This is a genomic window from Rhodococcus sp. NPDC056960, assembly GCF_042674125.1.
GTDB lineage: Bacteria > Actinomycetota > Actinomycetes > Mycobacteriales > Mycobacteriaceae > Rhodococcus_F.
On the sequence record NZ_JBHURF010000034.1, the window covers coordinates 59601 to 81641 of the forward strand.

The 22041-nt window shown below is 68.2% G+C and carries 23 protein-coding genes and 1 pseudogene; 11 read left to right on the forward strand and 13 right to left on the reverse strand.

Annotation, left to right across the window (positions count from 1 at the left end):
- Positions 1-7: 7 nt before the first annotated feature.
- The 3 genes from ACFTWF_RS38060 to ACFTWF_RS38070 form a co-directional block, all read right to left on the reverse strand.
- Positions 8-991: an MDR family oxidoreductase gene (locus ACFTWF_RS38060; RefSeq protein WP_378466238.1), complete on the reverse strand. Its 984-nt coding sequence runs from the start codon at positions 989-991 to the stop codon at positions 8-10.
- Positions 992-1168: 177 nt separating this feature from the next.
- Positions 1169-1474, reverse strand: a complete 306-nt coding sequence (locus ACFTWF_RS38065; RefSeq protein WP_378466239.1) for a hypothetical protein — start codon at positions 1472-1474, stop codon at positions 1169-1171.
- A 70-nt stretch (positions 1475-1544) separates the two neighbouring features.
- Entirely contained in the window at positions 1545-1865 is a 321-nt protein-coding gene (locus ACFTWF_RS38070) for a DUF4383 domain-containing protein (protein ID WP_378466240.1), read from the reverse strand.
- A 294-nt stretch (positions 1866-2159) separates the two neighbouring features.
- Between ACFTWF_RS38070 and ACFTWF_RS38075 the strand changes: the two genes are divergently transcribed.
- Positions 2160-2486: a hypothetical protein gene (locus ACFTWF_RS38075; RefSeq protein WP_378466241.1), complete on the forward strand. Its 327-nt coding sequence runs from the start codon at positions 2160-2162 to the stop codon at positions 2484-2486.
- A gap of 33 nt (positions 2487-2519) precedes the next feature.
- Here the strand turns inward: ACFTWF_RS38075 and ACFTWF_RS38080 are convergent, their stop codons facing one another.
- A complete protein-coding gene (locus ACFTWF_RS38080) occupies positions 2520-2942 on the reverse strand; it encodes a hypothetical protein (protein ID WP_378466242.1) in 423 nt (140 codons plus the stop codon).
- 95 nt (positions 2943-3037) lie between these two features.
- Positions 3038-4315 carry a cation:proton antiporter gene (locus ACFTWF_RS38085; protein ID WP_378466243.1) on the reverse strand — a complete coding sequence of 426 codons (1278 nt, stop codon included), beginning with the start codon at positions 4313-4315 and terminating at the stop codon, positions 3038-3040.
- 710 nt (positions 4316-5025) lie between these two features.
- Here ACFTWF_RS38085 and ACFTWF_RS38090 point away from each other — a divergent pair.
- Positions 5026-5283, forward strand: coding sequence for a three-helix bundle dimerization domain-containing protein (locus ACFTWF_RS38090; RefSeq protein WP_378466244.1), 258 nt, complete (start codon positions 5026-5028; stop codon positions 5281-5283).
- A gap of 56 nt (positions 5284-5339) precedes the next feature.
- Here ACFTWF_RS38090 and ACFTWF_RS38095 read toward each other — a convergent pair whose 3' ends face one another.
- Complete coding sequence (locus ACFTWF_RS38095) at positions 5340-6404, reverse strand: cation diffusion facilitator family transporter (protein ID WP_378466245.1); 1065 nt, start codon at positions 6402-6404, stop codon at positions 5340-5342.
- 779 nt (positions 6405-7183) lie between these two features.
- Here ACFTWF_RS38095 and ACFTWF_RS38100 point away from each other — a divergent pair.
- Positions 7184-7636: a SixA phosphatase family protein gene (locus tag ACFTWF_RS38100; protein WP_378466246.1), complete on the forward strand. Its 453-nt coding sequence runs from the start codon at positions 7184-7186 to the stop codon at positions 7634-7636.
- Between the two features lie 48 nt (positions 7637-7684).
- Here the strand turns inward: ACFTWF_RS38100 and ACFTWF_RS38105 are convergent, their stop codons facing one another.
- Complete coding sequence (locus ACFTWF_RS38105) at positions 7685-7975, reverse strand: hypothetical protein (RefSeq protein WP_378466247.1); 291 nt, start codon at positions 7973-7975, stop codon at positions 7685-7687.
- Positions 7976-8191: 216 nt separating this feature from the next.
- Between ACFTWF_RS38105 and ACFTWF_RS38110 the strand changes: the two genes are divergently transcribed.
- The gene (locus ACFTWF_RS38110) at positions 8192-8380 is read left to right on the forward strand and encodes a hypothetical protein (RefSeq protein WP_378466248.1); all 189 of its coding nucleotides are present in this window, start codon (positions 8192-8194) and stop codon (positions 8378-8380) included.
- A 43-nt stretch (positions 8381-8423) separates the two neighbouring features.
- Positions 8424-8705, forward strand: coding sequence for an SHOCT domain-containing protein (locus tag ACFTWF_RS38115; protein WP_378466249.1), 282 nt, complete (start codon positions 8424-8426; stop codon positions 8703-8705).
- 43 nt (positions 8706-8748) lie between these two features.
- Here ACFTWF_RS38115 and phoU read toward each other — a convergent pair whose 3' ends face one another.
- Positions 8749-9396: a phosphate signaling complex protein PhoU gene (phoU, locus tag ACFTWF_RS38120; RefSeq protein ID WP_378466250.1), complete on the reverse strand. Its 648-nt coding sequence runs from the start codon at positions 9394-9396 to the stop codon at positions 8749-8751.
- Between the two features lie 202 nt (positions 9397-9598).
- Here phoU and ACFTWF_RS38125 point away from each other — a divergent pair, with 202 nt between their 5' ends.
- Entirely contained in the window at positions 9599-9844 is a 246-nt protein-coding gene (locus ACFTWF_RS38125) for a hypothetical protein (RefSeq protein WP_378466251.1), read from the forward strand.
- A gap of 14 nt (positions 9845-9858) precedes the next feature.
- Here the strand turns inward: ACFTWF_RS38125 and ACFTWF_RS38130 are convergent, their stop codons facing one another.
- The 4 genes from ACFTWF_RS38130 to ACFTWF_RS38145 all read right to left on the reverse strand — a co-directional run bounded on the left by ACFTWF_RS38130 (position 9859) and on the right by ACFTWF_RS38145 (position 16063).
- Positions 9859-10233: a three-helix bundle dimerization domain-containing protein gene (locus tag ACFTWF_RS38130; RefSeq protein ID WP_378466252.1), complete on the reverse strand. Its 375-nt coding sequence runs from the start codon at positions 10231-10233 to the stop codon at positions 9859-9861.
- A 466-nt stretch (positions 10234-10699) separates the two neighbouring features.
- Complete coding sequence (locus ACFTWF_RS38135; protein ID WP_378466253.1) at positions 10700-11455, reverse strand: SDR family oxidoreductase; 756 nt, start codon at positions 11453-11455, stop codon at positions 10700-10702.
- 179 nt (positions 11456-11634) lie between these two features.
- Positions 11635-15507 (reverse strand): Pls/PosA family non-ribosomal peptide synthetase, encoded by a 3873-nt coding sequence (locus tag ACFTWF_RS38140; RefSeq protein ID WP_378466254.1) that lies wholly within the window; start codon positions 15505-15507, stop codon positions 11635-11637.
- Between the two features lie 100 nt (positions 15508-15607).
- Positions 15608-16063: a MarR family winged helix-turn-helix transcriptional regulator gene (locus ACFTWF_RS38145; RefSeq protein WP_378466255.1), complete on the reverse strand. Its 456-nt coding sequence runs from the start codon at positions 16061-16063 to the stop codon at positions 15608-15610.
- A gap of 137 nt (positions 16064-16200) precedes the next feature.
- On the opposite strand from ACFTWF_RS38145, the pseudogene ACFTWF_RS38150 reads away from it, so the two are divergent.
- Together ACFTWF_RS38150 and ACFTWF_RS38155 are read left to right on the forward strand one after the other, a co-directional pair.
- Positions 16201-16338 (forward strand): annotated as a pseudogene (locus tag ACFTWF_RS38150) (alpha/beta-hydrolase family protein); the annotation flags it as partial.
- 334 nt (positions 16339-16672) lie between these two features.
- Entirely contained in the window at positions 16673-18874 is a 2202-nt protein-coding gene (locus tag ACFTWF_RS38155; RefSeq protein WP_378466256.1) for an RNA degradosome polyphosphate kinase, read from the forward strand.
- 617 nt (positions 18875-19491) lie between these two features.
- Here the strand turns inward: ACFTWF_RS38155 and ACFTWF_RS38160 are convergent.
- Entirely contained in the window at positions 19492-20169 is a 678-nt protein-coding gene (locus ACFTWF_RS38160; protein ID WP_378466257.1) for an MspA family porin, read from the reverse strand.
- A gap of 736 nt (positions 20170-20905) precedes the next feature.
- On the opposite strand from ACFTWF_RS38160, the gene ACFTWF_RS38165 reads away from it, so the two are divergent.
- The 3 genes from ACFTWF_RS38165 to ACFTWF_RS38175 are packed head-to-tail and all read left to right on the forward strand — an operon-like array spanning position 20906 to position 21993.
- Positions 20906-21223 (forward strand): hypothetical protein, encoded by a 318-nt coding sequence (locus tag ACFTWF_RS38165; RefSeq protein WP_378466258.1) that lies wholly within the window; start codon positions 20906-20908, stop codon positions 21221-21223.
- A 34-nt stretch (positions 21224-21257) separates the two neighbouring features.
- Entirely contained in the window at positions 21258-21464 is a 207-nt protein-coding gene (locus ACFTWF_RS38170) for a glyoxalase (protein ID WP_378466259.1), read from the forward strand.
- Between the two features lie 58 nt (positions 21465-21522).
- Positions 21523-21993, forward strand: a complete 471-nt coding sequence (locus ACFTWF_RS38175; protein WP_378466260.1) for a hypothetical protein — start codon at positions 21523-21525, stop codon at positions 21991-21993.
- Positions 21994-22041 lie beyond the last annotated feature (48 nt).

The following is a 22041-nucleotide window of genomic DNA, read 5'->3' on the forward strand; positions in this document are numbered from 1 at the left end:
TAAGTACTCACAGGCGCGTCAGCGCACGACCCGAGTAGGTCCCGGCCCGCACCTGGTCGATCACGGACACGACGTCGGCGATCGGGACCTCGTGCGTGATCGACTCGAGGCGGCTGGGCGCTAGGTCGGACGCGAGCCGGCCCCACAGACGGCGCCGCTGCTCGATGGGGTACTGCACGGAGTCGATCCCGAGCAGGCTGACCCCACGAAGGATGAACGGCAGGACCGTGGTCTCCAACTTCGGTCCGCCGGTCAGTCCACTCGCCGCCACGGCACCGCCGTATTCGATGGTGCTCAGCACGTGCGCGAGGGTGGCGCCGCCGACACAGTCGACCGCGGCGGCCCACTGCGCCTTGCCGAGCGGTCGCGGTTTCGTGTCCGGCTCGGGGAGGCGCCCGATGACCTTGCTCGCACCGAGTTCGGTGAGCAGGTCCGCCTTTTCCGGCTTCCCGCTCGACGCGACCACCTCGAACCCGGCCGCCGACAGCAGGTCGACGGCGACGGTGCCGACCCCACCGCTCGCACCGGTCACGAGCACCGGACCGTTGCCCGGCGCGACTCCGCGGGACTGCAGCGCCTCCACGCTCATCGCCGCCGTGAAACCGGCGGTCCCGATCGCGGCGGCGGTGCGGGTGGACATGCCGTCGAGTTTCACCACCCAGTCGGCCGGGACGCGGGCGAACTCCGCGTACCCGCCGTGACGGGCGGTTCCGATGTCGTAGCCGTGGGCGACGACCTTGTCACCGACCGCGAAATCCGGCGACTGCGACTCGACGACGGTGCCCGCGACATCGATCCCGGGGACGATGGGGTACTCGCGCACGACCCCGCCCTTCGGCGTGAGCGCCAGCGCGTCCTTGAAGTTCACGCTCGAGTACTCGACCTGGATCGTGACCTCGCCCTGAGGCAGGAACGATTCGTCGACGGTCTCCGGCGAGAGGCCGATGGCTCCCTCGTTCTCGCGTGCGATCCAGGCGGTGAAGTCCTTCATCAGCGTGCTCTCCTGACCTCGGGGTGCGGCAATTCACTCACGGTACAGAAGCGAGTCTCGGGCGCCTGAACGATCCGCGCCGTGACGATTTACATGTAACTCCGAGCGCACATGCCGGTACCCGTCGTCACACCGAGCCACTCTGCACGCGGACGACCGTCCGATCAACCCGGCCGTTCAGCCCTGGTCGCGTGGACCTCTCGCACGCGCCTCCGCCAGCGCGATCATGACCCGCTCGGTCATCTCCGGCCACGGCGGCCGCCGCAGAACCGCGACGGTGCCGATCACCGCCGCCGCGAAACCAGTACACACCCCGATCAGCGCATGCCGACTGACATCGACCGCCGGCGTCCATGTCGCAGTCTCGGCGCTGACGGTGAAAATGCCGACCGCGCATTCCGGACGACGACCCCAGCCGCTCCGCGACACAGTGATGATGACCGTGCCGTTACCCGCCTCGTACGGCTCGCCGAAGACCAGCAATGGAATCCTCCTCGTCCGGCGGTCAGTCTACGGCGCAGGCTGTTCCGAGCCCCGGAATTCCGGCGACGGACTACGCATGCGCCGCCGACGAGGGTGCCGGCACGAGAGTGGCGAGTGCGCCCGCGGTGAGCATCACGACGCCCTCGATGGTGTGGACGACGTTGCCGAAGGCGTCGACGGCCATCATGTCCAGCACGTGATAGCCGCCGGTGAAACCGAGTGCGGCAACGATCAGGTAGAACGGCCCGCACAGCCGCAGATAGGTCACTGCGCGCAAACGGCGGGTCGCGAGCACGAGCCCGGCCAAGCCGGTGAGCAGATGGAACAGGGTATGCCAGGCGTTCACCGTGACCGGGATGAACCCGAGGAACTGAATGGGGCACGAGTGCATCGCCCCCGCTTTACGACCCGCTCTCGGGTTGCGTCCGGAAGAACTCCACGCGGGAGCGAGCAGCGATCGTCATGCCGCGAGACTCTCCGGTCTATATATTAATGACAGTTACATACACTGACATTCATCCGCGGCGGTGACAACACCCCGACGGACCACCGAAGCCCTCCAGTGAAGTGACGCACATCACATTTCGTCATGGCTCGGCAGGTGTAACGATTCCGGCCCTCGCGGACACCGTTCATGTAGCCGCAGACGCTGGGCCCGCGGCACTCGGATTAGGAAATAACCGCCATGAGCACTCGCCAGCTCCACCCGATCACCCACTTCGCCACCAGCACCTCCACGTGGAAGCGCCTGGCCGCCGTCGCAGCCGCGACCATCGCACTGGGCCTCGTCCCGGTCGGCGCTGCCGGCGCCGTCACGACACCGGCACCTGCACTGCCGATCGCCGCGCAGCCCGTTGCCGCAGTCACCCACGACAATCCGCTCGATCACGACAACGACATGCAGCAGCAGCGCCAGCACGACCGTCAGCGTGACCAGCGGCAAGACCGTCGGGCCGAAGACACCGTGCTCGACCAGATCCTGTTCGGCATGAGCAGCATCACCCAGAGCTAGCGGAGGAGGCAGGTAGCACCCGCCGACCGACTGTCAGGGCGCCGACGAAGCCGACCGCTTCGCCGGCGCGCGGCGCGTCACCACCTTCGCGGCGGGAGCGGGCACGATCGCCTTGGTCTCGGAACCGGAGTTGGTCGCCGATGCGTCGTTCTCGGTGCCGGATGTCTCGGGCTTCGGCGCACCCGGCTTCAGCTGGTCGAGCACCAGCGCCGTCCCGCCGACAGCGGCCACGACCGGCCACTGCACCACACCGCTCAGCGCGACCGCACCGATGGTCATCACCGCTGCGGGTGTCGAGTGACTTCCGCGGCGGGCTCCCTCCTGAACCCCCACGGCCGCGCCTTTCATGCTGCCGAGCAGACCGCCGACCGCGGCCCCACCGATCGCGCCGAGGGTCGCTGTCGCGGCCCCACCCGCTCCGGTCGCCACCCGTGCCGTACCGCTGACCAGATTCATCACTCTTTCGCCCCGCTCCATAGTTGCCGGAGATCGACGTCGCGCCGATCGTGTCCGACGCGGGAGTACCCCGCAGACCGCCCGTCTGAACAGGATCAGCTTCTTTCGTCGCGAGAGTGGACTTCGCGCGGTCTCCCCTCGGGCGCTTCGAGGTGGAGGGTCTCCGGCCGGGGGTGTCCCCGGAACCAGGCAGCGTAACGATCGGCGAGCGGCGCGGCGGTCAGCCCGTGAGCGAGAACAGAGGCCCCGATGGTGACCAGCGTGGTCGTCAGCAGCACGTCTTCGTGCGGGAGTTCGCCGGATTCCTCGACGATCAGGACCACGAAGACGATGGTCGCGAGACCGCGCGGCCCGAACCAGCCGAGAAACGCTATCGTCGGCCGCCGGGCGTGCAGACCGACGAGGGACAGCGCCACCGGCACCATCCGAACGACGGTCAGGCTGAGCGCCGCGTAGACGAGCACCCGCCACGACAGATGACCGAGTGCGGGACCGAGCAGCACGGCGCCGAAGACGATGAAGGTCACCGCGTTGAAGAGATCACCGGACTCCTCGATCAGGTGCGAGATCTCACCCCCCGCCCGCCGGCGAATGGCACCGAACGCGAGGCCACCGACGAACGCGGCGATGAAACCGGACCCGCCGATCGGGACGGCAATCGTGTAGGCGAGCACGGCGGCGGCGACCGGGACGATCTGCATCCACAGCGGGTCGATCGCACTGCGCCTGCCGGCGACGACCACGATCACCGCCGCGACCGACCCGGCTCCCACCCCGGCGAGGATGCCGTAGCCGATCTGCTCGGCGACCAGGCGCGCGGCGGCGCCGCCACCGATCGCACCCGATTCGGCGCCAGCGATCGCGAGGACGACGAGGAACAGTGGCACGCAGATGCCGTCGTTGAGCCCGCTCTCGACATTGAGGCCCTGCCGCACCCGCGTCGGTAGCGCGGGCAGAGTCACGACCGCCTGCCCGAGCGCCGCATCGGTCGGCGCCAGGATCACCGCGAGCAGCAACGCCTCCGGCCACCCGAAGTCGCCGAACACCAATACCGCGGCACCGAAGCCCGCCGCTATGGTCAGCGGCAGCCCGAACCCGAGAAGTCGGGCGGGAACCGCGATCTCGGGACGGAGTGCGGACAGGTCGACGCTCGACGCATCGGCGAAGAGCACCAGCGCGAGCGTCACCTCGGCGAGCAGTTTGATCGTCTCGCTCGTCACGTCCACATCGATCAGGCCCAGCGCATCGGCTCCCAGCGCGAGCCCGCCGGCGGTGAAGACGATCGGCGCCGTGAGCGGGGTTCCCGCAACCTTCCGGGAGATCCCGGCGAAGGCGAGCAGCATCGCTGCGATCGCCGGTAACGCCCAGGTCATCGCGTCCTCGACTCAGCGTGACCGGTCGAATCCCACACACCTCGTGGCGCTTTCGGAAGCTCGTGCCGAACCCGGTCCGGGATCGGGTGGCGAATTTCTCGGTCGACGACACCAGAGAACGACTCGGTCATCATCTCGGCTCCTCACGGGCGTCCGGGTATCCAGCCAAGCACGACGAACCCGCGGCCACAATCGTGACGCGCGGAGTAGCGGCACCGGAGCCAGTGGTGACCTTGTGCCCTACTCGGGAGGTCGACGCGGTTGGAACAGTGGAAGTGCGGGAAGGGTGCGCCTCTGTGGCCGACCTGCCTGGCCAACTGGCCCGTGACCGGGAGGTGCCGCGTGAAGCGACCTCGAGCTCGTCGTGTGACCGCACCTCACCACGTGGTTCCCACCCCGCGAGTGCTGAGCACTCCGGAGATCCTGAGCCGGATCACGGCGATGTTCGCCGATCCCGGCGATGGCGGTCGGGGGACTGATGCACCTCCGAACCCGTCTCCCGGTTGACAGGAGCGCGGCCCTTGCCGGCACGCGGCAAAACCGGGTCGACTGCACGCCTGGAAAACTCTGGGGCATAGGGGATTCGGAGTCACGGTGAGGACCTCACCGGATCCTTGGGAGTGAAACCCTTCGTCGGCCACGACACCGGCATTCCGCCGGAACCGGGGAAAGGGCTTCCGCGCCGCAGCCGACGAGACGACAATCCGTATATGGATGTCACCGAAGAGCAGCACCTCGATGCGGTGCGCGCACATCTGACTCAGCGCTATCAGGTACTCGACGAGCACCATGTCGGCGAGGCGATCGACACCGCACACCATCGGTTCGACGGATGTTCGATCCGCGACTTCGTGCCGCTGCTCGTCGAACGCGCCGCGATCCGCGCGCTCGAGGAGTCGTTGGCCATCACGCCGTCGGACGCGTCCCCTCCCGGTCTCGGACACCCCGGCCGCACACACCGATCCTGAATACGGCGAGGTCCGGCCGACAGTAATGCCGGGCATGCCCGGCGTGGGGCGGTCACTTACGGATCGACAGTGTCGGTCGGGGTCGCCTGTGAACGCTCGGCAGCATTTCCGGGCTCTTCCCCGGAGCGCCGTTCGCGATCGTCGACCAGGCCGGAGAGATCCTCCTCGTCGGGATCTGCGACCGTCAATACGGCATCGACAACATGCGGATTTCGTTCGAGTTCACCTTCGAGTTTGCGAAGTGTGCGGGCCACCCGCGATTCCGCGGCGTCGCCCACCAGGTCGACGCTCGCGACGAGAAAGAGCTGCCTCGGCCCGGTGTACTCGAGTCGCACGAAACGCACCGTCGACACCTCCGGGAACTCCTCGATACGGGCGATAACCGCCTCCCGCAGCGCCCCCGATGCCGGCACGCCAGTCAAGAATCGGCGGTTGCGGTCGATGAGCACCACCGCGACCGCACCGAGCAGCACCCCCACCAGAATCGAACCGAGCGCATCCCAGGCCGCAGCACCGGTGAGCTGGTGAAGTCCGACCCCCGCGGCGGCGATGACGATACCGATGATCGCAGCGCTGTCCTCGGCGAAGACCGCCCGCAGCATCGGATCGGACGTCTCGAGGGCGTAATCGAGGACGTCGCGGTCCGAGTCCTCGGCCTCACCGCGCAGCTGCCGGATCGCCCGCAGCAGGGAGGTTCCCTCCAGAACGAATGCGACAGCCAGCACAAGGTAGGCAACCAGATAATCGGCGCCGCCGGTGGGCGCGTGAAGCAGCTCCGACACGCCGTGCCACACCGACACCGACCCACCGGCAACGAAAAGGCCGACCGCCGCCAGCAACGACCAGACGTACGCCTCACGCCCGTATCCGAGTGGCCGATCGGCATCGGCGACTCGGGCGCTTCGACGATTCGCGATGAGAAGGAAGACCTGATTACCGGTGTCGGCCCAGGAGTGAGCGGCCTCCGCCACCATGGATGCGGAACCGGTCATCACCGCTGCCACCGACTTCGCAATCGCCACCCCGAGGTTGGCGCCGAACGCGATGATCACCGTACGCGTGCTACCGCCGCCAGCGTTCTCGTCGGCGCTCCGGTATCCGAGATCAGGTGCCCGCGTCACCTCACCAGTCTCACATCGGAACGCTGTTCATGGTGCCGTCGACAGGACTTGGAACGATGCCATTCGGAGATCGCATCGAAACACGTCCGCAGCTCGATCCTGCCGAGTGCGACGGCGTGATCGTGTCACGTCCGAGGGCGCTCAACGGGCGGTCGGCATCGAGCCCCTGGGGTTCCTCTCCACGGCATGCGCGTGACGGAGCAGGCACTTCGCTTGCATCTCGGCACCCGCACCTCATCCGCTGCACCGCACCGATCAGGCGACGATCCGGGTACTCGAGCACCCGGTCAGCGAGGCTCTACGGCGATCGCGCGAAGAAATACCCGAAAGGTTTGAGGCAGGAAGGGTTCCCCATCGGAGTAGGGAAGGAAGAGGCTGTGGCCGTAGGTGAACAGGAAACGCCGGATCCGGTCGGTGCGGTGGTGCGCAGCGACAGCCGCTCCCACGGATGAACGCGCCGTTCGCGTAGTTCGACCGACGCCCAGTCGAGCACATCGACGTGCGAGCAGGACGAGGGAAGCTCGAGCATCAATCGGACCACTCCCACATAGTCACCGTAAGGGCGATGCGGGTAGGTGTCGCGCCCATCCCTTCCGCCTCCAGCGCCCAACCACCCGAAGCCACGCGGCGAAGTCGACGCAGCCCGGCCGACCGGCCTGGGTGCCTCGCCCCGCCACCGGGCATGCCGACGGTCGGCCTGTTCGCTCTGCCCCGACGGCCGTCGGCACTATTGTGTTCGGCAGTGGCACAACGCCGCCGATGTCGCCGGGAGGGCAACCATGTTCGTTCTGGTGCGTCACGCGGATGCCCTGGCCAAGAAGACGTGGCCGGGCCCGGACACGGACCGCCCTCTCAGCCCCCTCGGCCACCAACAGTCCGTTCATCTCGTCGAAGCCCTGGCGGATGTCGCACTGTCCGGGTTGTTCTCGAGTCCCACCGTGCGCTGTCGGCAAACCTTGGAGCCCCTGGCCGTGGCGCGTGGGCTGCCGATCGTCGACGACCCACGTCTGGCCAGGGACGCCCCAGTTGGTGCACTGCTCTCCGCGCTCGGCCGGTGCGACGACGGCGCCCTCTGGTGCACGCACGGGGAGGTGTTCGACCAACTGGCGGCGGCCGCGACCAACCACGGTGCCGCACGCTTTCTGCCGACCGCCAAGACCGCGAAGGGTGGCCTGTGGATCGTGCACGGCGACCGCGGACCCCGCTATGTCGGGCCGAATCCTCTTGACTGACCGGCCCTTCGCCGGTTCGGTCCCTACCACCGCGACCATGACCCTCGATCACTCGGCCAGCAGCCGGTGGTAAGTGCACCGGGGAACGTCGATCCAGTCCCGGGTGGTCCGTCGCGGGGCCGAGCCGTCGTCCGCGATCGCCTCGGGAAACCGGAACACGATTGCCTCGAGGAGTCGGCCCGCGGCGGTCAACTCGACGCGTAGGGTCGCGATCTCCGCACCGAGCCGGGCGGGGCGGGCAGACTTGTGGTGCGTGCGGGCGTGATATCCGAGAATCTCCGCCTCTTCGAGGTGCCGGGCGACGGTATCGATCTCCTCGCACAGCAACTCGGCGAACACGCGGGTCACCGCCTGCGGGGTAACCGACCCGGCCGGACAGTGAGACCGGAAGGGGGCTGCATCCGCTTGCCGCGCAGGGCAACCGTGGATCACCGGCCTCCGCGGGTGTCGATACCGGTGAGGTAGAGGTGGGCACCGCTGTCGGGCACAATGAATTCTGTCCGGCAACACCATTGACGTGATTGTATCGTCGCCCGCGCGGCATGAGGAGGACACGTGGTCCACCACGCAGACACCGCTGCGGACGAGACGCACCTGCCGGTCGAGCCCCTGTTGGTCGAGCCCGAGGTACCGCGCCGCCCACTGGGCGATTTCCTCGCCTCGCCCCCCGCCGGTTGTCGGTGCTGGCGGTGGCCCCGGATCGCCGCGGCCACGTCGGTGGCCATCGACACCTGCCACCAGTAGATCGGGCCGTCTCCCGGACGCCTGGAAGATCAAGGAGTACACCATGCCTGGACTTCTCCGCGGAGTCGCGCGCACGGCCGTGGTGGCCGTGACCGCTGTTCCCAACCGAGTGTCGCGCCGTCAGGGGCAGCGCTGGGCGGCGAACCAGCCGCGGCAGCACGAAACGCCTCAGGCGCCCCCGCAGCCGGGTGCCCCACCGCCCGCCGGAGGCGGTGACCGTATCCCCGCCGTGAACCAACTCGGTGAGCTCCGGGACGGTGTTCACACCGAGGACGAGTTCACCGCCAAATTCACCGCCAAAGAGGCCACGATTCTGGCTTGGTGACCGGAAGTACCGAGTGGACGGAGCGGCGAAGTCGTCACCGACCTCATTGGTCGGGAAATTCTCCGGTGACCACGAAGATGACGCGGCGACCGATCTCGACGGTGTGATCACAGAAGCGTTCGTAGAACCGACCGAGCAACGTGATGTTCACAGCGGATGCGGCGCCGTGAAGCCAGTCGTCGCTCTTGGTGGCGGCGAACAGCTTGCGGAGCAGCTCGTCGGTCCGTTCGTCCGCCCAGATGAGGTCCAATGCGGCCACCTCGTTGCGGGTGCTCAGGATTTCTTGGGCGGCGGCGGCCTGCGCCGTGGCCGCGGCGCCCATGTCCGCGATGATGCCCCGCAGCTCATGAGGAACGACCGGTTCGGGGTGGTGCAACCGGGCGACCTCGGCGATGTGCGCCGCCAGGGAGCCCATCCGTTGCAGATCCGCAATGTTGTGCATACCGCCGATCAATGCCCGCAGGTCCAGTGCCACCGGTTGCTGGCGCGCGATCAGAGTGAGCGCACGATGATCGAGCTCCCGAGCACGGACGTCGACGTTCGCACTCAGCTCGGCAGCCCGGTCGGCGGCGGGCAGATCGGTGTCCAGCACGGCCCGGGATGCGCTATCGATCGCAGCCTCGGTCATGGCACACAGCTCGACCAGGTTCGCCCTGATCTCTTCGAGCTGCTCGTCGAAGTGTTCCCGCATCGTCCCCAGATTCCCTTTCGCGCTGGTCAACTCAATCGACAACTCAGCTGCCCGAGACCACACGGCCGGGGTGGCACGCCACCCTGGAGTCCCCGTCACGTCGGACACCGGGCACCGGTGTCCCGTGCGGATGCCGAGGTGCGCCGCAAGGAAAAAACGATGGCAGCCGGGCGACGGGCCTCATCCATGGGAGAATGACACCGTGCCCGACCAGACGAACACCAGCGCAACAGGCCGATTCACGGTCGGCTCACGGGTCTGGTACCGGGACGGTACCGGCGGCAACCACATCGCCCGGCTACCCGGCACCGTCGTCTCGGACTACGGCGACGAGGTCGCCGCCAACGCTCACCTGGGCCGCGACTGGGCGCCCGTTCGGCGCTGGGCCGTCGCGCTGGACGACGGTCGGCTCGTCTTCAGCGACGGAGACGAACTCGAGGGTCGGTGATCCGGATCGGACGATCATGTCCGATCCGAGCCGGAAAACAGCGGCTCCGGCGCTTCCACGACGATCGCCATCCGGGTGTCCGGGTACCAGCCTCGCAACCAGCCTGGCCACTTCCGGCGGCGAGCGATCACCTCGGCCCCGTCCATCTCGGCGCCGGCAGTCGGCGCCGTCAACGGCACGACTGGATCGACGGGCACCAGGCCCTGAAGTTTCTCTCGGGCGAGGCGTTCGACGAGAAGGGGAACGAAGTCGCGCACCTTGCCGTTCGCGAAGTGCGCGTGCGCGGAGCGCACCACCTGTTCGATGCTCTCCCGGGGAAGGTCCGGGAACCGCGCGTCGAGGCGGTCGATGACTTGGTCGATGTGTAGAAGCTCGTCATCGGGTGTCATGAAGAAATCCTCCGCCGAAGTCATACGCGGGGTCAATGAGTGCGAAGACCCCGAAAGGTCCTCGATGTCGATCGCTCCTCGCACCCGGTGCGAGGAGCGATCGTGTTGGTCACCGGCCGCCGGACCGGCGGCATACGTTCGGGCGGCGGCGCGGTCTCGGCACCGTCGGCACACGCGTGCCGGCCAAGACGTTTGCAAAGACAGCCATCGAAGCCCGTAACGCCGGCGACCAAGCGGCCCAACCGAAGTAGCCACCCGTTGGGGCGCATGACGGAAGCCACCGCCATGCGTCCCCACGTGATCCGCAATCCACGCAAGCGCCCGCCATCTGGCGTGCCCGGGACGATCCGAACAGGTCGGGTCAGCAACAGACCGGTGTCTGTGGACCGTCACCCCACTGTCGTAGACCACGCGAGTATTAGATGTCGTCATGGTCCAGCTCGACGTCCACCGACATCGTGTGTGGTCATACGAATTGCTGCCCGCCGTCGATGTCGTACGTCGCGCCGGTGAGTGCAGTGTTACTCATGATGTGGACCGCGAGCGCAGCGACGTCGGCGGGGCCGACGACGCGGCCGATCGGGAGCGTGGCCCGCAGCTCGGCTCGTCGATCCTCGAGTCGATCTCCGAGCAGCGACGCCGACAATGGGGTGTCGACGAAGCCGGCGGCGATGAGGTTCACGCGAACCGGCGCGAGCTCGAGCGCGAGGGCCGCGGTGAACGGAGGAAGCGCGGCAGTGGCGGCGGAGGCGATCCCCAGACCGTGACCGACGCGCCGACCGCCGGTGCCGCCCATGAACAGCAGCGTGCCGCCAGGCCTCATCTTGCTCGCCGCATTGCGCGCGACCTCGAGCCCCAGGACCACGTGCCCGCTGAGCTTCCGGCGCACCTGGTCCGAGTCCATCTCGAGCAGGGGCCCGTAATGCGGGCCGCCGGCCGTCACCATCACATGGTCGATCGGTGTCGACAGATCCTGAAAGAACCCCTGCAGGGAAGTCGTATCGTTGGCGTCGAAGGCTGCGGCGCGTTGTGCGCCGAGTTCCCGCGCCGCCTGCTCGAGCCGGTCGGGATCGCGGCCGGTCAGAATGACATCGGCGCCCTCCGCCCGGGCGCGTCGAGCGGTCTCGAGCCCGATGCCGCCGGTGCCGCCGATCACGACGACGCTCTGCCCGAGCAGTTCCGGTTGCCGCGGCTCGGGTACGGGACTGGTTCCGCTGGTCATGATCCCTCCGAAGGGTGGTGTCGTCGCCCGATGCCGGGTCACCTCCCCCCCGGCATGCAATCGCCGGCCGACGCCTCGCTATCCGATGCTTCTACAGCCACCGCAGCAAGGCAAGGAGCGCAGTCCGTGGCACTGCCGGAATGGCTTGCGAGCGAGCCCGATCGCGAGTGGGGCCTGATTCAGTGCAGGCTGGGTGCGATGGGGTTGCCCTGCCAGCGGGTGGACGCCGGGACGGTGTCGCCGCGCATCACCAACGAGGCCGGGCCGACGGTGGAGCCGCCGCCGAGGGACGCGGCGGGCAGTGCGACGCAGTGCGGGCCGAGGGTGGCGCCGGCGCCGAGGGTGACGGTGTCCATGCTCATGATGCGGTCGTGGAACAGGTGGGTCTGCACGACGCAGCCCCGGTTCACGGTGGCACCGTCGCCGAGATGCACCAGATCGGCCTCGGGGAGCCAGTACGACTCGCACCACACGCCGCGCCCGATGTGCGAGCCCATGGCTCGCAGCCAGGTGTTCAGGGCTGCGGTGCCGGTGGCGGCTCGCGCGAACCACGGTGCGGCGACCGTCTCGACGAAGGCGTCGCAGACCTCGTTGCGCCAGACGAACGAACTCCACAGCGGGTGCTCGATGGCGTCGATGCGGCCGACGAGGAGCCACTTGGCGGCCACCGACACCGCCGCGGCCACCGCGCCCGCGACCATGAGGACGACGCCACCGAGTGCGGCTGCGGCGAGGAAGCCGAGGGCGTCGGCCAGTGCCTCGAGCGCCGACAACACACCGAGCCCGATCCCGAAGGTGACCATCACCGGGATCAGTCGGCAGGTTTCGACGGCGGCGCGGGCCACCTTCAGCCGCAGCGGCGGTGCGAAGGTGCGGGCGGAGTCGGAGTCGGTGGCGGCCCGGCGTAGTCGCACCGGTGGGCTGCCCAGCCACGACGAGCCGGGCTTCGACTTGGTCGGTGCGGCGGACAGGACCGCGACCAGACCGTGCTTGGGTACCCGGCGCCCGGGTCCGGTCATGCCGGAGTTTCCGAGGAAGGCGCGTTTGCCGACCTTGGCCCGCTCGATCCTCAGCCACCCGCCGCCGAGCTCGTAGGGGGCGATCATGGTGTCGTCCGCGAGGAACGCGCCGTCGGCGACGGTGGTGAACTTCGGCAGCAGCAGGACGGTGGAGGCCTCGACGTCCTTTCCGATCTTCGCGCCCAGCAGGCGCAGCCAACCGGGGGTCAGCATGCTCGCATACAGCGGGAACAGGAACGTGCGGGCCGAGTCCATCAGTCGCTCGGTGGCCCAGACCTGCCACCCGGTCCGGCTGCGCACCGGGTGATACCCCTCGTGCAGGCCGACACCGAGGAGTCGGACGGCGAACACGGTCATCGCGGCGAACACGGCCAGCGCCAGCAGGGTGGCGACGGGAAGCATCGGCAGCGCGGCCGCGGCGGCCGCGGCGACCGTGTCGGCGCCGCGGATCCACCAACCGAGCAGGGCGAGCCCGCAGCCGAGGGCGATCAGCGGCATCGCCGACAACACCAGCGAGGTGAGCCCGTAGACCGGCACCCACCGGGACGCCGGCGCCGGGCGGTGGGCGGGCCACTGACGGTTCGCCTTGCCTACCTTGACGGCGGGCGAGCCGGCCCACTGCTGGTCGGCCTTGACCTTGCCGACCACTGCCGACCCGGCGGCGACTTCGGCGTCGTGGCCGATCACCGCGCCGGGAAGCAGCGTCGACCGGGCGCCGACCGTCGCGCGTTCGCCGATCCTGATCGACCCGACATGGACGACGTCGCCGTCGATCCAGTACCCGGACAGGTCGGTCTCGGGCTCGATCGAGCAGCCGTCGCCGAGTTCGAGCAACCCGGTGACCGGAGGCAGAGCGTGCAGGTCGATACCGCGGCCGATCCGGGCGCCGAGCGCGCGGGCGTAGTAGATCATCCAGGGGGCGCCGGACAGGTTCGCGGCGCCACTGGCCTCGGCGAGGCGTTCGGCCAGCCAGAGGCGCAGATGCACCGATCCGCCCCGCGGATACGTGCCCGGGGTGAGGGTCCGCAGCAGGAGGCGGGCTCCGAGTACCGAGATGGTCATGCGTCCCAGCGGGGTGATGAACAGCAGGAACATCACCGCCACCATCGACCAGGACAGCGTCGGCGCCCACGCGACGTCGGCAAACCGTGCGAGCACATTGTTCGCGACGGCCAGCCAGGTGACCCACTGCAGCCCGGTCAGTGTGGTCAGTGGCACGGTCGCCGCGAGCTGCGCCCACTGCGCGCGGCGCGGTGTCGGTGTCACGGTGCGCGCGTCGACCGAGGCCGCGGGTGCCAGATCGTCGAGGAATGTGGCCAACGATCCCAGCCGCGGGTGGTCGTACAGCTGGGCGACGGTGACCTCCGGGAAGCGCTCCCGCAGGGCGCTGACCAGCTGCGCGGCGCTGAGGGAGCCGCCGCCGATGGCGAAGAAGTCGTCGCCCTGCCCGCCGACCTCGGCGCCGAGAGTCCGCGCCCACAGCTCGGCGACCCAGGCTGCGGTGCCGGTGAGGTCGGCTGCCGCGGCGTCCTGGGTGCCGGTGCCCGGCAGCGGCCAGGGCAACGCGTCCCGGTCTACTTTCCCAGAGGTGCGGGTGGGCAGTTCGTCGAGCACCGCCAGCCGGGGCACCAGTGCGGCGGGAAGTTGTCCGGCCAGCGTGGTCCGGGCCGCGGTCACGTCGAACGCCTTCGGCGCCGCGAGGTACCCGACGAGCACCTTGGTGCCCGAGTCGGTGGTGCGGACCGCGGCGGCTGCCCCGGAGATCCCGGGCAGGGCTTGCAGGGCGGCGTCCACCTCGCCGAGTTCGATGCGCCGGCCACCGATTTTGACCTGGTCATCCGCACGACCCTGGAACAGCAGCCCGTCACGGTCGAGCCGTACCAGGTCGCCGCTGCGGTACGCGCGGTCCCAGCCCAGGGTGGGCATCGGCGCATATTTCTCCGCATCCTTGGCGGGGTCGAGGTAGCGGGCCAGCCCGACGCCGCCGATCACCAGCTCGCCGACCTCGCCCTCGGCGACCGGGTGGCCGTCGGCGTCGACCACGGCGAGGTCCCAGCCGTCGAGTGGCAGCCCGATCCGCACGGGCCCGGTCCCGGTCAACGGAGCGGCGCAGGCGACGACGGTGGCCTCGGTGGGTCCGTAGGTGTTCCACACCTCCCGGCCGGGCACGGCGAGACGCTGCGCCAGTTCCGGTGGGCAGGCCTCGCCGCCGAAGATCAACAGCCGCACCGATTCCAGAGCCTCCGCAGGCCACAATGCGGCCAGGGTCGGAACGGTGGAGACGACGCTGATCTCGCGGGAGATCAGCCACGGACCGAGGTCCATGCCGCTGCGCACCAGCGACCGGGGCGCCGGGACCAGGCACGCCCCGTGCCGCCACGCCAGCCACATCTCCTCACAGGACGCGTCGAACGCCACCGACAGCCCGGCGAGGACCCGGTCACCGGGGCCGAGCGGCGCGCCCTGCAGGAACAGGCGTGCCTCGGCATCGACGAAGGCCGCGGCGCCCCGGTGCGACACTGCGACCCCCTTCGGGGTGCCGGTCGAGCCGGAGGTGAAGATGATCCAGGCGTCGTCGTCGGGGGTCGGGACACACACCTCGGCCGGCACCGACACCGACACCGACACCGACGACTGTGCACCCTGCGCGGTGACGATCGTCTTGACCCGCGCCTGACCGAACACCAGCTCGGCGCGCTCGTCCGGATCGTCTGCGTCGACCGGCACATAGGCGGCGCCGGCGGCGAGGATGGACAGGATCGCCAGGTACAGCTCCCGCGAACCCGACGGCATCCGGATGCCGACCCGGTCGCCGGCGCGCACACCGCGGCCCGCCAGTCGGCGCGCACCCTCCCGCACGGCCTCGATCAGCTCGGCGTAGGTGACGGTGGCCTCGCCGTCGTCGATCGCGGGCGCGTCGGGATACCGACGCGCGGTCGCCTCGAGGATGTCGAGCAGGGTGCGCGGCGGGGCCGCGAGGTCACCGCGGGTGAGTTCGGCGGGAAGTACCCGTTCGATGAGTGAGACGGACATGGAGAATCGTTGTTCCTCTCTGGGGTGGGCAGGCCAGGGCCCGGCACCCGAAAGATCGATGAGCGACAGTGGCGCGCAGGCGATGGTGGTCGCCTCGGTGTCAGGCGTCGGTGTCGGCGAATTTCTTCGGATGACCCAGGGCGCGCAGCGCGAGCCGGTGCAAGGTCCGGCGGTCCTTCGCCGTCAGGTCGGCGAATAGTGTGTCGGTGGCGCCGTCGACCAATTCTTCGGTTCGGGCTACCGCCTTCTCGCCGTCCTCGGTCAGCGAGAGCAGTTGCTTTCGCCGATCCTTGGCGTGTTTTCTCCGCACCACGAAGCCTCGTTTCTCCAGGCCGTCGACCAGGCGCACCATGTCGCTGCGGTCGACGGCGAGAACGTCGCACACCTGGCGTTGGGTGAGCTCACCCTCCTGCTTCAGGCACGCAAGGATCCAATGCATTCGAAGCGTGAACCCCTCATCGGCCAGTGCAGTATCGAGCTGCACACGCCCCACCCGATGGAGGTCGGCAACGACGAATGCTGCGCTGCGCAGCAACGTGTCGGGAGGGGTGGGCACGGCGACCACCGTAGCACTAATGGGGAATACAGATGATGGGAATCACCCACCATCATGGATACATCGTGGCCGGTAGACGCGCTGAGCTGCGGCAATATGCACGATCCCACTCGGCCGACACCGACGGATCCGGCGTGCAATGGATTCCCGTCGTCACGTTCCTACAGGTCTCGGCCGACATGGCCGTGGCGATCGACGTCCCCGACGGGCACGGCCACCGCTATGTCGACGACGTCGCCAACGGCTGGACCGCCGTCGTCCAACCACCCGGATGAACACCGGAGAAGACCGAACGGCTGCGGCCGATCATGCGCGCCGACGAATGAGGCGATTGGAGTTGCCGCGGTGACCAGTCGGCGGGCGAAGATCGTGTCCCGCCGAACGGCAACGAGTCGTCACCGAACACCAGCGGGGGGACGCGCAGCGCGCACGATGGTCGCCACCGCCGACTCTCGAGGCGGCGATCGGCGGTATCGATCGCGTCGTCGATCAGATCCGAACCCAGATCGAGGAACCGTTGGCGCCGCACCGGCAGCGACGGTGCAGAAACCAGCGGTGACATGACGTCATCGACTGTCCAGGCCCGAATCCACGAGGGAGGATTGTGGAGTGAGCAATGGCGAAGCACCCCATCAGACCACCGACGCCAGCGAGACCGGCGGACACGACGGCCGCGTCCTCGCGCCTCCGCCGGCCATCCCCGGGGTACCGCCCGCCGCCACCAGCGCCGTATCGAGCGCGCCCACGGACGGGCTCCCGGAAGGTCGTTATCTGAACCGCGAACTCAGTTGGCTCGATTTCAACTCGCGGGTGCTCGCGCTCGCCGAGGACACCTCGTTGCCGCTGCTCGAGCGTGCCAAGTTCCTCGCGATCTTCGCCTCCAACCTCGACGAGTTCTTCATGGTCCGGGTGGCGGGCCTCAAACGCCGGGACGAAACCGGCCTGTCGGTGCGTTCCGCCGACGGCCTCTCCCCGAGGGAGCAGCTGGCCCTGATCGCCACGCGCACTCAGGAGATCTCGTTAACGCACGCACGATTGTTCCTCGACTCGGTACGTCCCGCGCTGGCTGCCGAGGGCATTTCGATCGTCGGCTGGTCCGACCTCGACGACGAGGACCGCAGCCGGTTGTCGGTTCACTTCCAGGATCAGGTGTTTCCGGTGCTCACACCGCTCGCCGTCGACCCCGCCCATCCGTTCCCCTACATCAGCGGCCTCAGTCTCAACCTCGCGGTGACGGTGAAGGACGCCGCGACCGGCGGAGAACACTTTGCACGCGTCAAGGTTCCGGACAACGTCGGACGCTTCGTGCGGGTCCAGCGCAACGACACCCCTGCGGCGATCGACGCGTTTCTCCCGCTGGAGGAACTGATCTCGGCACACCTCGACGCCCTGTTTCCGGGTATGGAGATCGTCGAACACCATGCCTTCCGCATCACCCGCAACGCCGACTTCGAGGTCGAGGAAGACCGCGACGAGGATCTCCTGCAGGCGCTCGAACGGGAACTGGCGCGACGGCGTTTCGGGTCCCCGGTGCGGCTCGAGGTCGCGGACGACATGACCGAGCACATGCTCGAGCTTCTCTTGCGCGAACTCGACGTCGACCCGGGTGATGTCATCGAGGTGCCGGGGCTGCTCGACCTGACGTGCCTGTGGCAGGTGTACGCCGTCGACCGTCCCGCGCTCAAGGACACTCCGTTCGTCCCGGCGACCCATCCCGCGTTCGGTGAACGGGAAACTCCCAAGAGCGTCTTCGCGACTCTGCGCGACGGCGACGTGCTCGTGCACCACCCCTACGACTCGTTCTCGACGAGCGTCCAGCGCTTCATCGAGCAGGCAGCCGCCGACCCCCAGGTTCTGGCGATCAAGCAGACCCTGTACCGCACGTCCGGCGACTCACCGATCGTCGACGCCCTCATCACCGCCGCCGAGGCGGGCAAACAGGTCGTGGCGCTCGTCGAGATCAAGGCGCGATTCGACGAGCAGGCCAACATCAAATGGGCCCGCAAACTCGAACAGGCCGGCGTGCACGTGGCATACGGGCTGGTCGGGCTCAAGACCCACTGCAAGACCTGCCTCGTGGTCCGGCGCGAGGGATCCGCCATCCGCCGCTACTGCCACATCGGCACCGGGAACTACCACCCCAAGACCGCCCGGCTGTACGAGGACGTCGGCCTCCTCACCGCCGCTCCCGAGATCGGTGCAGACCTGACCGACCTCTTCAATTCCCTCACCGGTTACTCCCGGAAATCGCAGTACCGCAACCTACTCGTGGCACCCCACGGCATACGCCGGGGAATCATCGAGCGCATCGACGCCGAGGTGGCACGCACACTGCGTGGCGAGGATGCGGGTATCCGCCTCAAGGCGAACGCCCTGGTGGACGAACAGGTGATCGATGCTCTCTACCGTGCGTCGCGAGCGGGTGTGCCCGTGCAGATCGTGGTCCGCGGAATCTGCACGCTGAAGCCGGGCGTGCCGGACCTCAGCGAGAATATCGAGGTCCGGTCGATCCTCGGACGCTTCCTCGAACACTCGCGGATCCTGTACTTCCGCGGTGCCGACGAATTCTGGATCGGCAGCGCCGACATGATGCACCGCAACCTCGACCGCCGCGTGGAAGCCATGGTCCAGGTCAAGGACCCCCGGCTCACCGCACAATTGGGCGACATCTTCGACTCGGCACTCGACCCGAGGACCCGGTGCCTGATCCTGCACCCCGACGGCAACTGGGTGGCCTCCCCCGCCAACGACGAAGACGTCCGCGAACACCAGCAGGCCCTCATGCGGACCCGCACGGGCAGCGGATCCTGAAAACCGGGAACCGGCCCCGTTCGGCCCAGACGCCTGCGCACTGATCAGCACCCACGGCGCCGGCCACCGTCACCCGCCGCGCTCGCATCCGGCCTGAGCCAACTCCCCGCCCTCGGCCGCCCACCGAACGCCGCCGCCCACAACGCGTTCGCCGATGCCGCACCGACTGATCGTTCACACACCATGCGCGATGCGGGTCCCGGAAAGCGGATTGCCGGGAATCGCAGAACCGAGGGAACGGAAAGACGAGCACGACGGCCCAGGGGCAGCGATTCCCCACCGTCCCGCGAGGGGAGATGGGGAATCGCGGTACCGCGGATGTGGACGCGGCCGTCTTCAATGACTGAAGGGAAAGCCGCTGAGAGTGAAACACCTTGGAGTGGAATTGGTTTGGGCGCGCCCCGCGCCGCATGCTGTCACCGCGGGGCGCGCTGAGGTCAGGTGGTCTGAGTCGTGGATCCGGTGACCCACTGGATGGACTGGATGAGGGCGTCGAGCAGGCTGGTGGTGGGGGTCTTGACGACGAAGTGCAGGACGTCGAGCAACATGGGATCTCCTTCGATGTTGGGTGAAACCGGGCCGGGATCGGCTCGGGTGCCAGAGGGGAACCGACGCTCCTAGAGGGTGATCGGGGGGCCGTAGGCGGCGAAGGAGTCGTCGGTTTCCTTGGTCGAAGCGGTCCACTGGGAATAGGTGCGGACCGAGACGGGGCCGGCGGCACCGTTGATCTGGAAGTGGATGTTGTCGAGGTTGACGTTGCCGTTGCCCGTGGTCATGGTCTTCTTGTCCAGGGACACCGCGACGATCTGCCCGGGCCGGATCGGGACCACCCAGTTCGCTTCGAGGGGGGTCTGCACCGACATGGTCAGGGTGGGCAGGCCGCCGACCGGAATACCGAGGGCCTGCTGCGGAGTGATGCCGACCTTGCCGCCGAGGGACAGGCCGTTCGAGACGTCGAGCAGGTAGCCGACCTCCACCCCGACGTCGACGGTGCCCGCGGTGATCGGGGCGCCGCCGGAGGACGTGACGGCGGTGTTCCCGCCGAGGAAGACGTCCTTGTCGAATGGGGTGCCATTGAGCGAAATCACGCTGTTGAGCCATTGGCCGGTCTGCGCGATCTCGAGGTTCGTGCCCAAGACCGTGGTCTTGGCGGCCGAGGAATCGGCGATCGCGATGACGTCGGCGTCGGCGGTGCCGGTGCCGAGCCCGAAGGTCAGAGCGGCGAGAGAGAGGAGGGTGACGGTCCGGGCGGGGGAAAGGATCCGGCGCAGCCGGGATGTGCTGTCCTGGGTCATGTCGTGTCTCTCGTGAGGAAGCCCCGCCCTCATGCGATGACGCATCCGGGCGGAACTTGTCGGGAGTGTGGGGCGTGGGCCGGGACCGGTGATTCGATCCCGGGACAGAATCACCCTCATCGGTGAACACCGGACGAACGGATAACGTCTACCGCCCGGCGAACCGGAACACAACGATACGAAACAGGACTTCGAAAAGTGTTGTTGCGCATACCTTTTGGTTTCATCGGTCCGATTGGTCCGATATGTCCGGAAACGTTGGCTGTCCTCAGTGAATTCTCAACGATCATCACGTATCGTCGCGTCACTACTCCCGTGAGAAGTAGTCGAAATCCCTTGCCCTGCAACGTCAGTATCGATCCGACGAATTGCCGTCGGTCGCCGAGGACAGTTTCCGTCACCGCGCCCCCTACACCTCGAGGCGGCGCAATGGGCGGCGCACGACTCGGGGCCGCGTTCAGATCGCGGCAACTACAAGCGCCGCCGCTCCTGCACTGTGGTGTCGAGGTTCGCAGGCGTCTGTTACCGACGGTGTAGGCCAGTTGCCCCTCGGTGTGATCCACATGCAGCCTTCCCGTCCAGCCCCGGCGTTGCCACCCGCGTGCCGTCGTCGCCATTAGTGACACGCATCACACCACATCGGGATTCGCTTCGCGTAACGCTTCGAGCCCTTCCGGACACCGTTCGAGTAGCCGCGGACGCTGGGCCCACGGCACCCGAACAGAAACCGACCACAATGAGCACCACACAGCTCCACCAGAACGCATTACGCCCCGCCGCCACCTTCGCCAAGAGGGTCGCCGTCATCGCCGCCGCAGCCGCCGCCTTCGGTGTCCTTCCCGCCGGCATCGCCGCCGCCGCACCCGCCCCGGTCCCTGCACAGCCCGTCGCCGCCGTCATCACCCACGACATCCCCGTCGACCGCGACAACGGCATGCACCACGACCGTCAGCAGGACCGGCACCGCGACCAACGCCAGGACCGCCGGACCGAGACCACCATCCTCGACCAGTTCCTCCTCGACGGCTCGACCAGTAGCACCGTCCAGATGTAGAGCAGCACACCGCCGACCTCCCGAGGAGGGCTCCATGACCACCACCGAAATCCGAACAGGCGAAACAACCAGCAACGCAACCTCGTTCGACACGCACCACGACCTGGTCGCCGCCCTGCTCCGTGCGGCAACCGCCCACGGCGAACACGAGCAACGCACCGGCGGATACGACGAGAACTGGCCCGACTGGTACGCCGCCTACATGGTCGCCGAACAGGCCGGGACGGAGCTGCCGACCTGAACGAATCACCAGAAACCGCTCAGCCACCACCATCAGAATCAGTCCTCAGGAGAACACCGTGTCCACGATCCACCTCCACCAGACCACCACCGCAACACCCGAACAATTCCTCGCCGCGCTCACCGACTTCGGCCCCGGCCGCGAGGAAATCTTCGGCAACAGCGCCGACGACTACCTCCAGGTCCACCACCTCGGTACAGCCGACGCCGACGTCACCGAGGGCTCGGGCGGGGCCTGGGAACGCCTGCACTACGACTGGACCGACCCCCGCCGCGTCGTCATGACCACCACCGACTCCAACCTGTGGGGCGGAAACTCCGGCCACACCTACACCCTCACCCCGAACCCCGACGGGACCACCGACATCGACGCGGTCGTCGTCCGCGACGGCAAGAACCTCAAGGGACGAGCCCTCGGGGCCGTGCTCGGCGTCTTCGGCACCCGCGTCCTGGGAAAGGCATTCGACAAGACCGTCATGGCCGTCGAAGCCCGCAACAACACCGGCGACCGTCCCGCCCGCGCAGCCTAGACACCCGGTGTGGGGCGCACGGCACCTGCCGCGCGCCCCACACTACTG

Bases quoted from the DNA above. Each gene is read 5' to 3' on its own strand.
- ACFTWF_RS38060 (WP_378466238.1), bottom strand. From the start codon at position 991: ATGAAGGACTTCACCGCCTGGATCGCACGCGAGAACGAGGGAGCCATC.
- ACFTWF_RS38070 (WP_378466240.1), bottom strand. From the start codon at position 1,865: ATGCACTCGTGCCCCATTCAGTTCCTCGGGTTCATCCCGGTCACGGTG.
- ACFTWF_RS38075 (WP_378466241.1), top strand. From the start codon at position 2,160: ATGAGCACTCGCCAGCTCCACCCGATCACCCACTTCGCCACCAGCACC.
- ACFTWF_RS38080 (WP_378466242.1), bottom strand. From the start codon at position 2,942: ATGAATCTGGTCAGCGGTACGGCACGGGTGGCGACCGGAGCGGGTGGG.
- ACFTWF_RS38085 (WP_378466243.1), bottom strand. From the start codon at position 4,315: ATGACCTGGGCGTTACCGGCGATCGCAGCGATGCTGCTCGCCTTCGCC.
- ACFTWF_RS38090 (WP_378466244.1), top strand. From the start codon at position 5,026: ATGGATGTCACCGAAGAGCAGCACCTCGATGCGGTGCGCGCACATCTG.
- ACFTWF_RS38100 (WP_378466246.1), top strand. From the start codon at position 7,184: ATGTTCGTTCTGGTGCGTCACGCGGATGCCCTGGCCAAGAAGACGTGG.
- ACFTWF_RS38115 (WP_378466249.1), top strand. From the start codon at position 8,424: ATGCCTGGACTTCTCCGCGGAGTCGCGCGCACGGCCGTGGTGGCCGTG.
- phoU (WP_378466250.1), bottom strand. From the start codon at position 9,396: ATGCGGGAACACTTCGACGAGCAGCTCGAAGAGATCAGGGCGAACCTG.
- ACFTWF_RS38130 (WP_378466252.1), bottom strand. From the start codon at position 10,233: ATGACACCCGATGACGAGCTTCTACACATCGACCAAGTCATCGACCGC.
- ACFTWF_RS38135 (WP_378466253.1), bottom strand. From the start codon at position 11,455: ATGACCAGCGGAACCAGTCCCGTACCCGAGCCGCGGCAACCGGAACTG.
- ACFTWF_RS38140 (WP_378466254.1), bottom strand. From the start codon at position 15,507: ATGTCCGTCTCACTCATCGAACGGGTACTTCCCGCCGAACTCACCCGC.
- ACFTWF_RS38160 (WP_378466257.1), bottom strand. From the start codon at position 20,169: ATGACCCAGGACAGCACATCCCGGCTGCGCCGGATCCTTTCCCCCGCC.
- ACFTWF_RS38165 (WP_378466258.1), top strand. From the start codon at position 20,906: ATGAGCACCACACAGCTCCACCAGAACGCATTACGCCCCGCCGCCACC.
- ACFTWF_RS38170 (WP_378466259.1), top strand. From the start codon at position 21,258: ATGACCACCACCGAAATCCGAACAGGCGAAACAACCAGCAACGCAACC.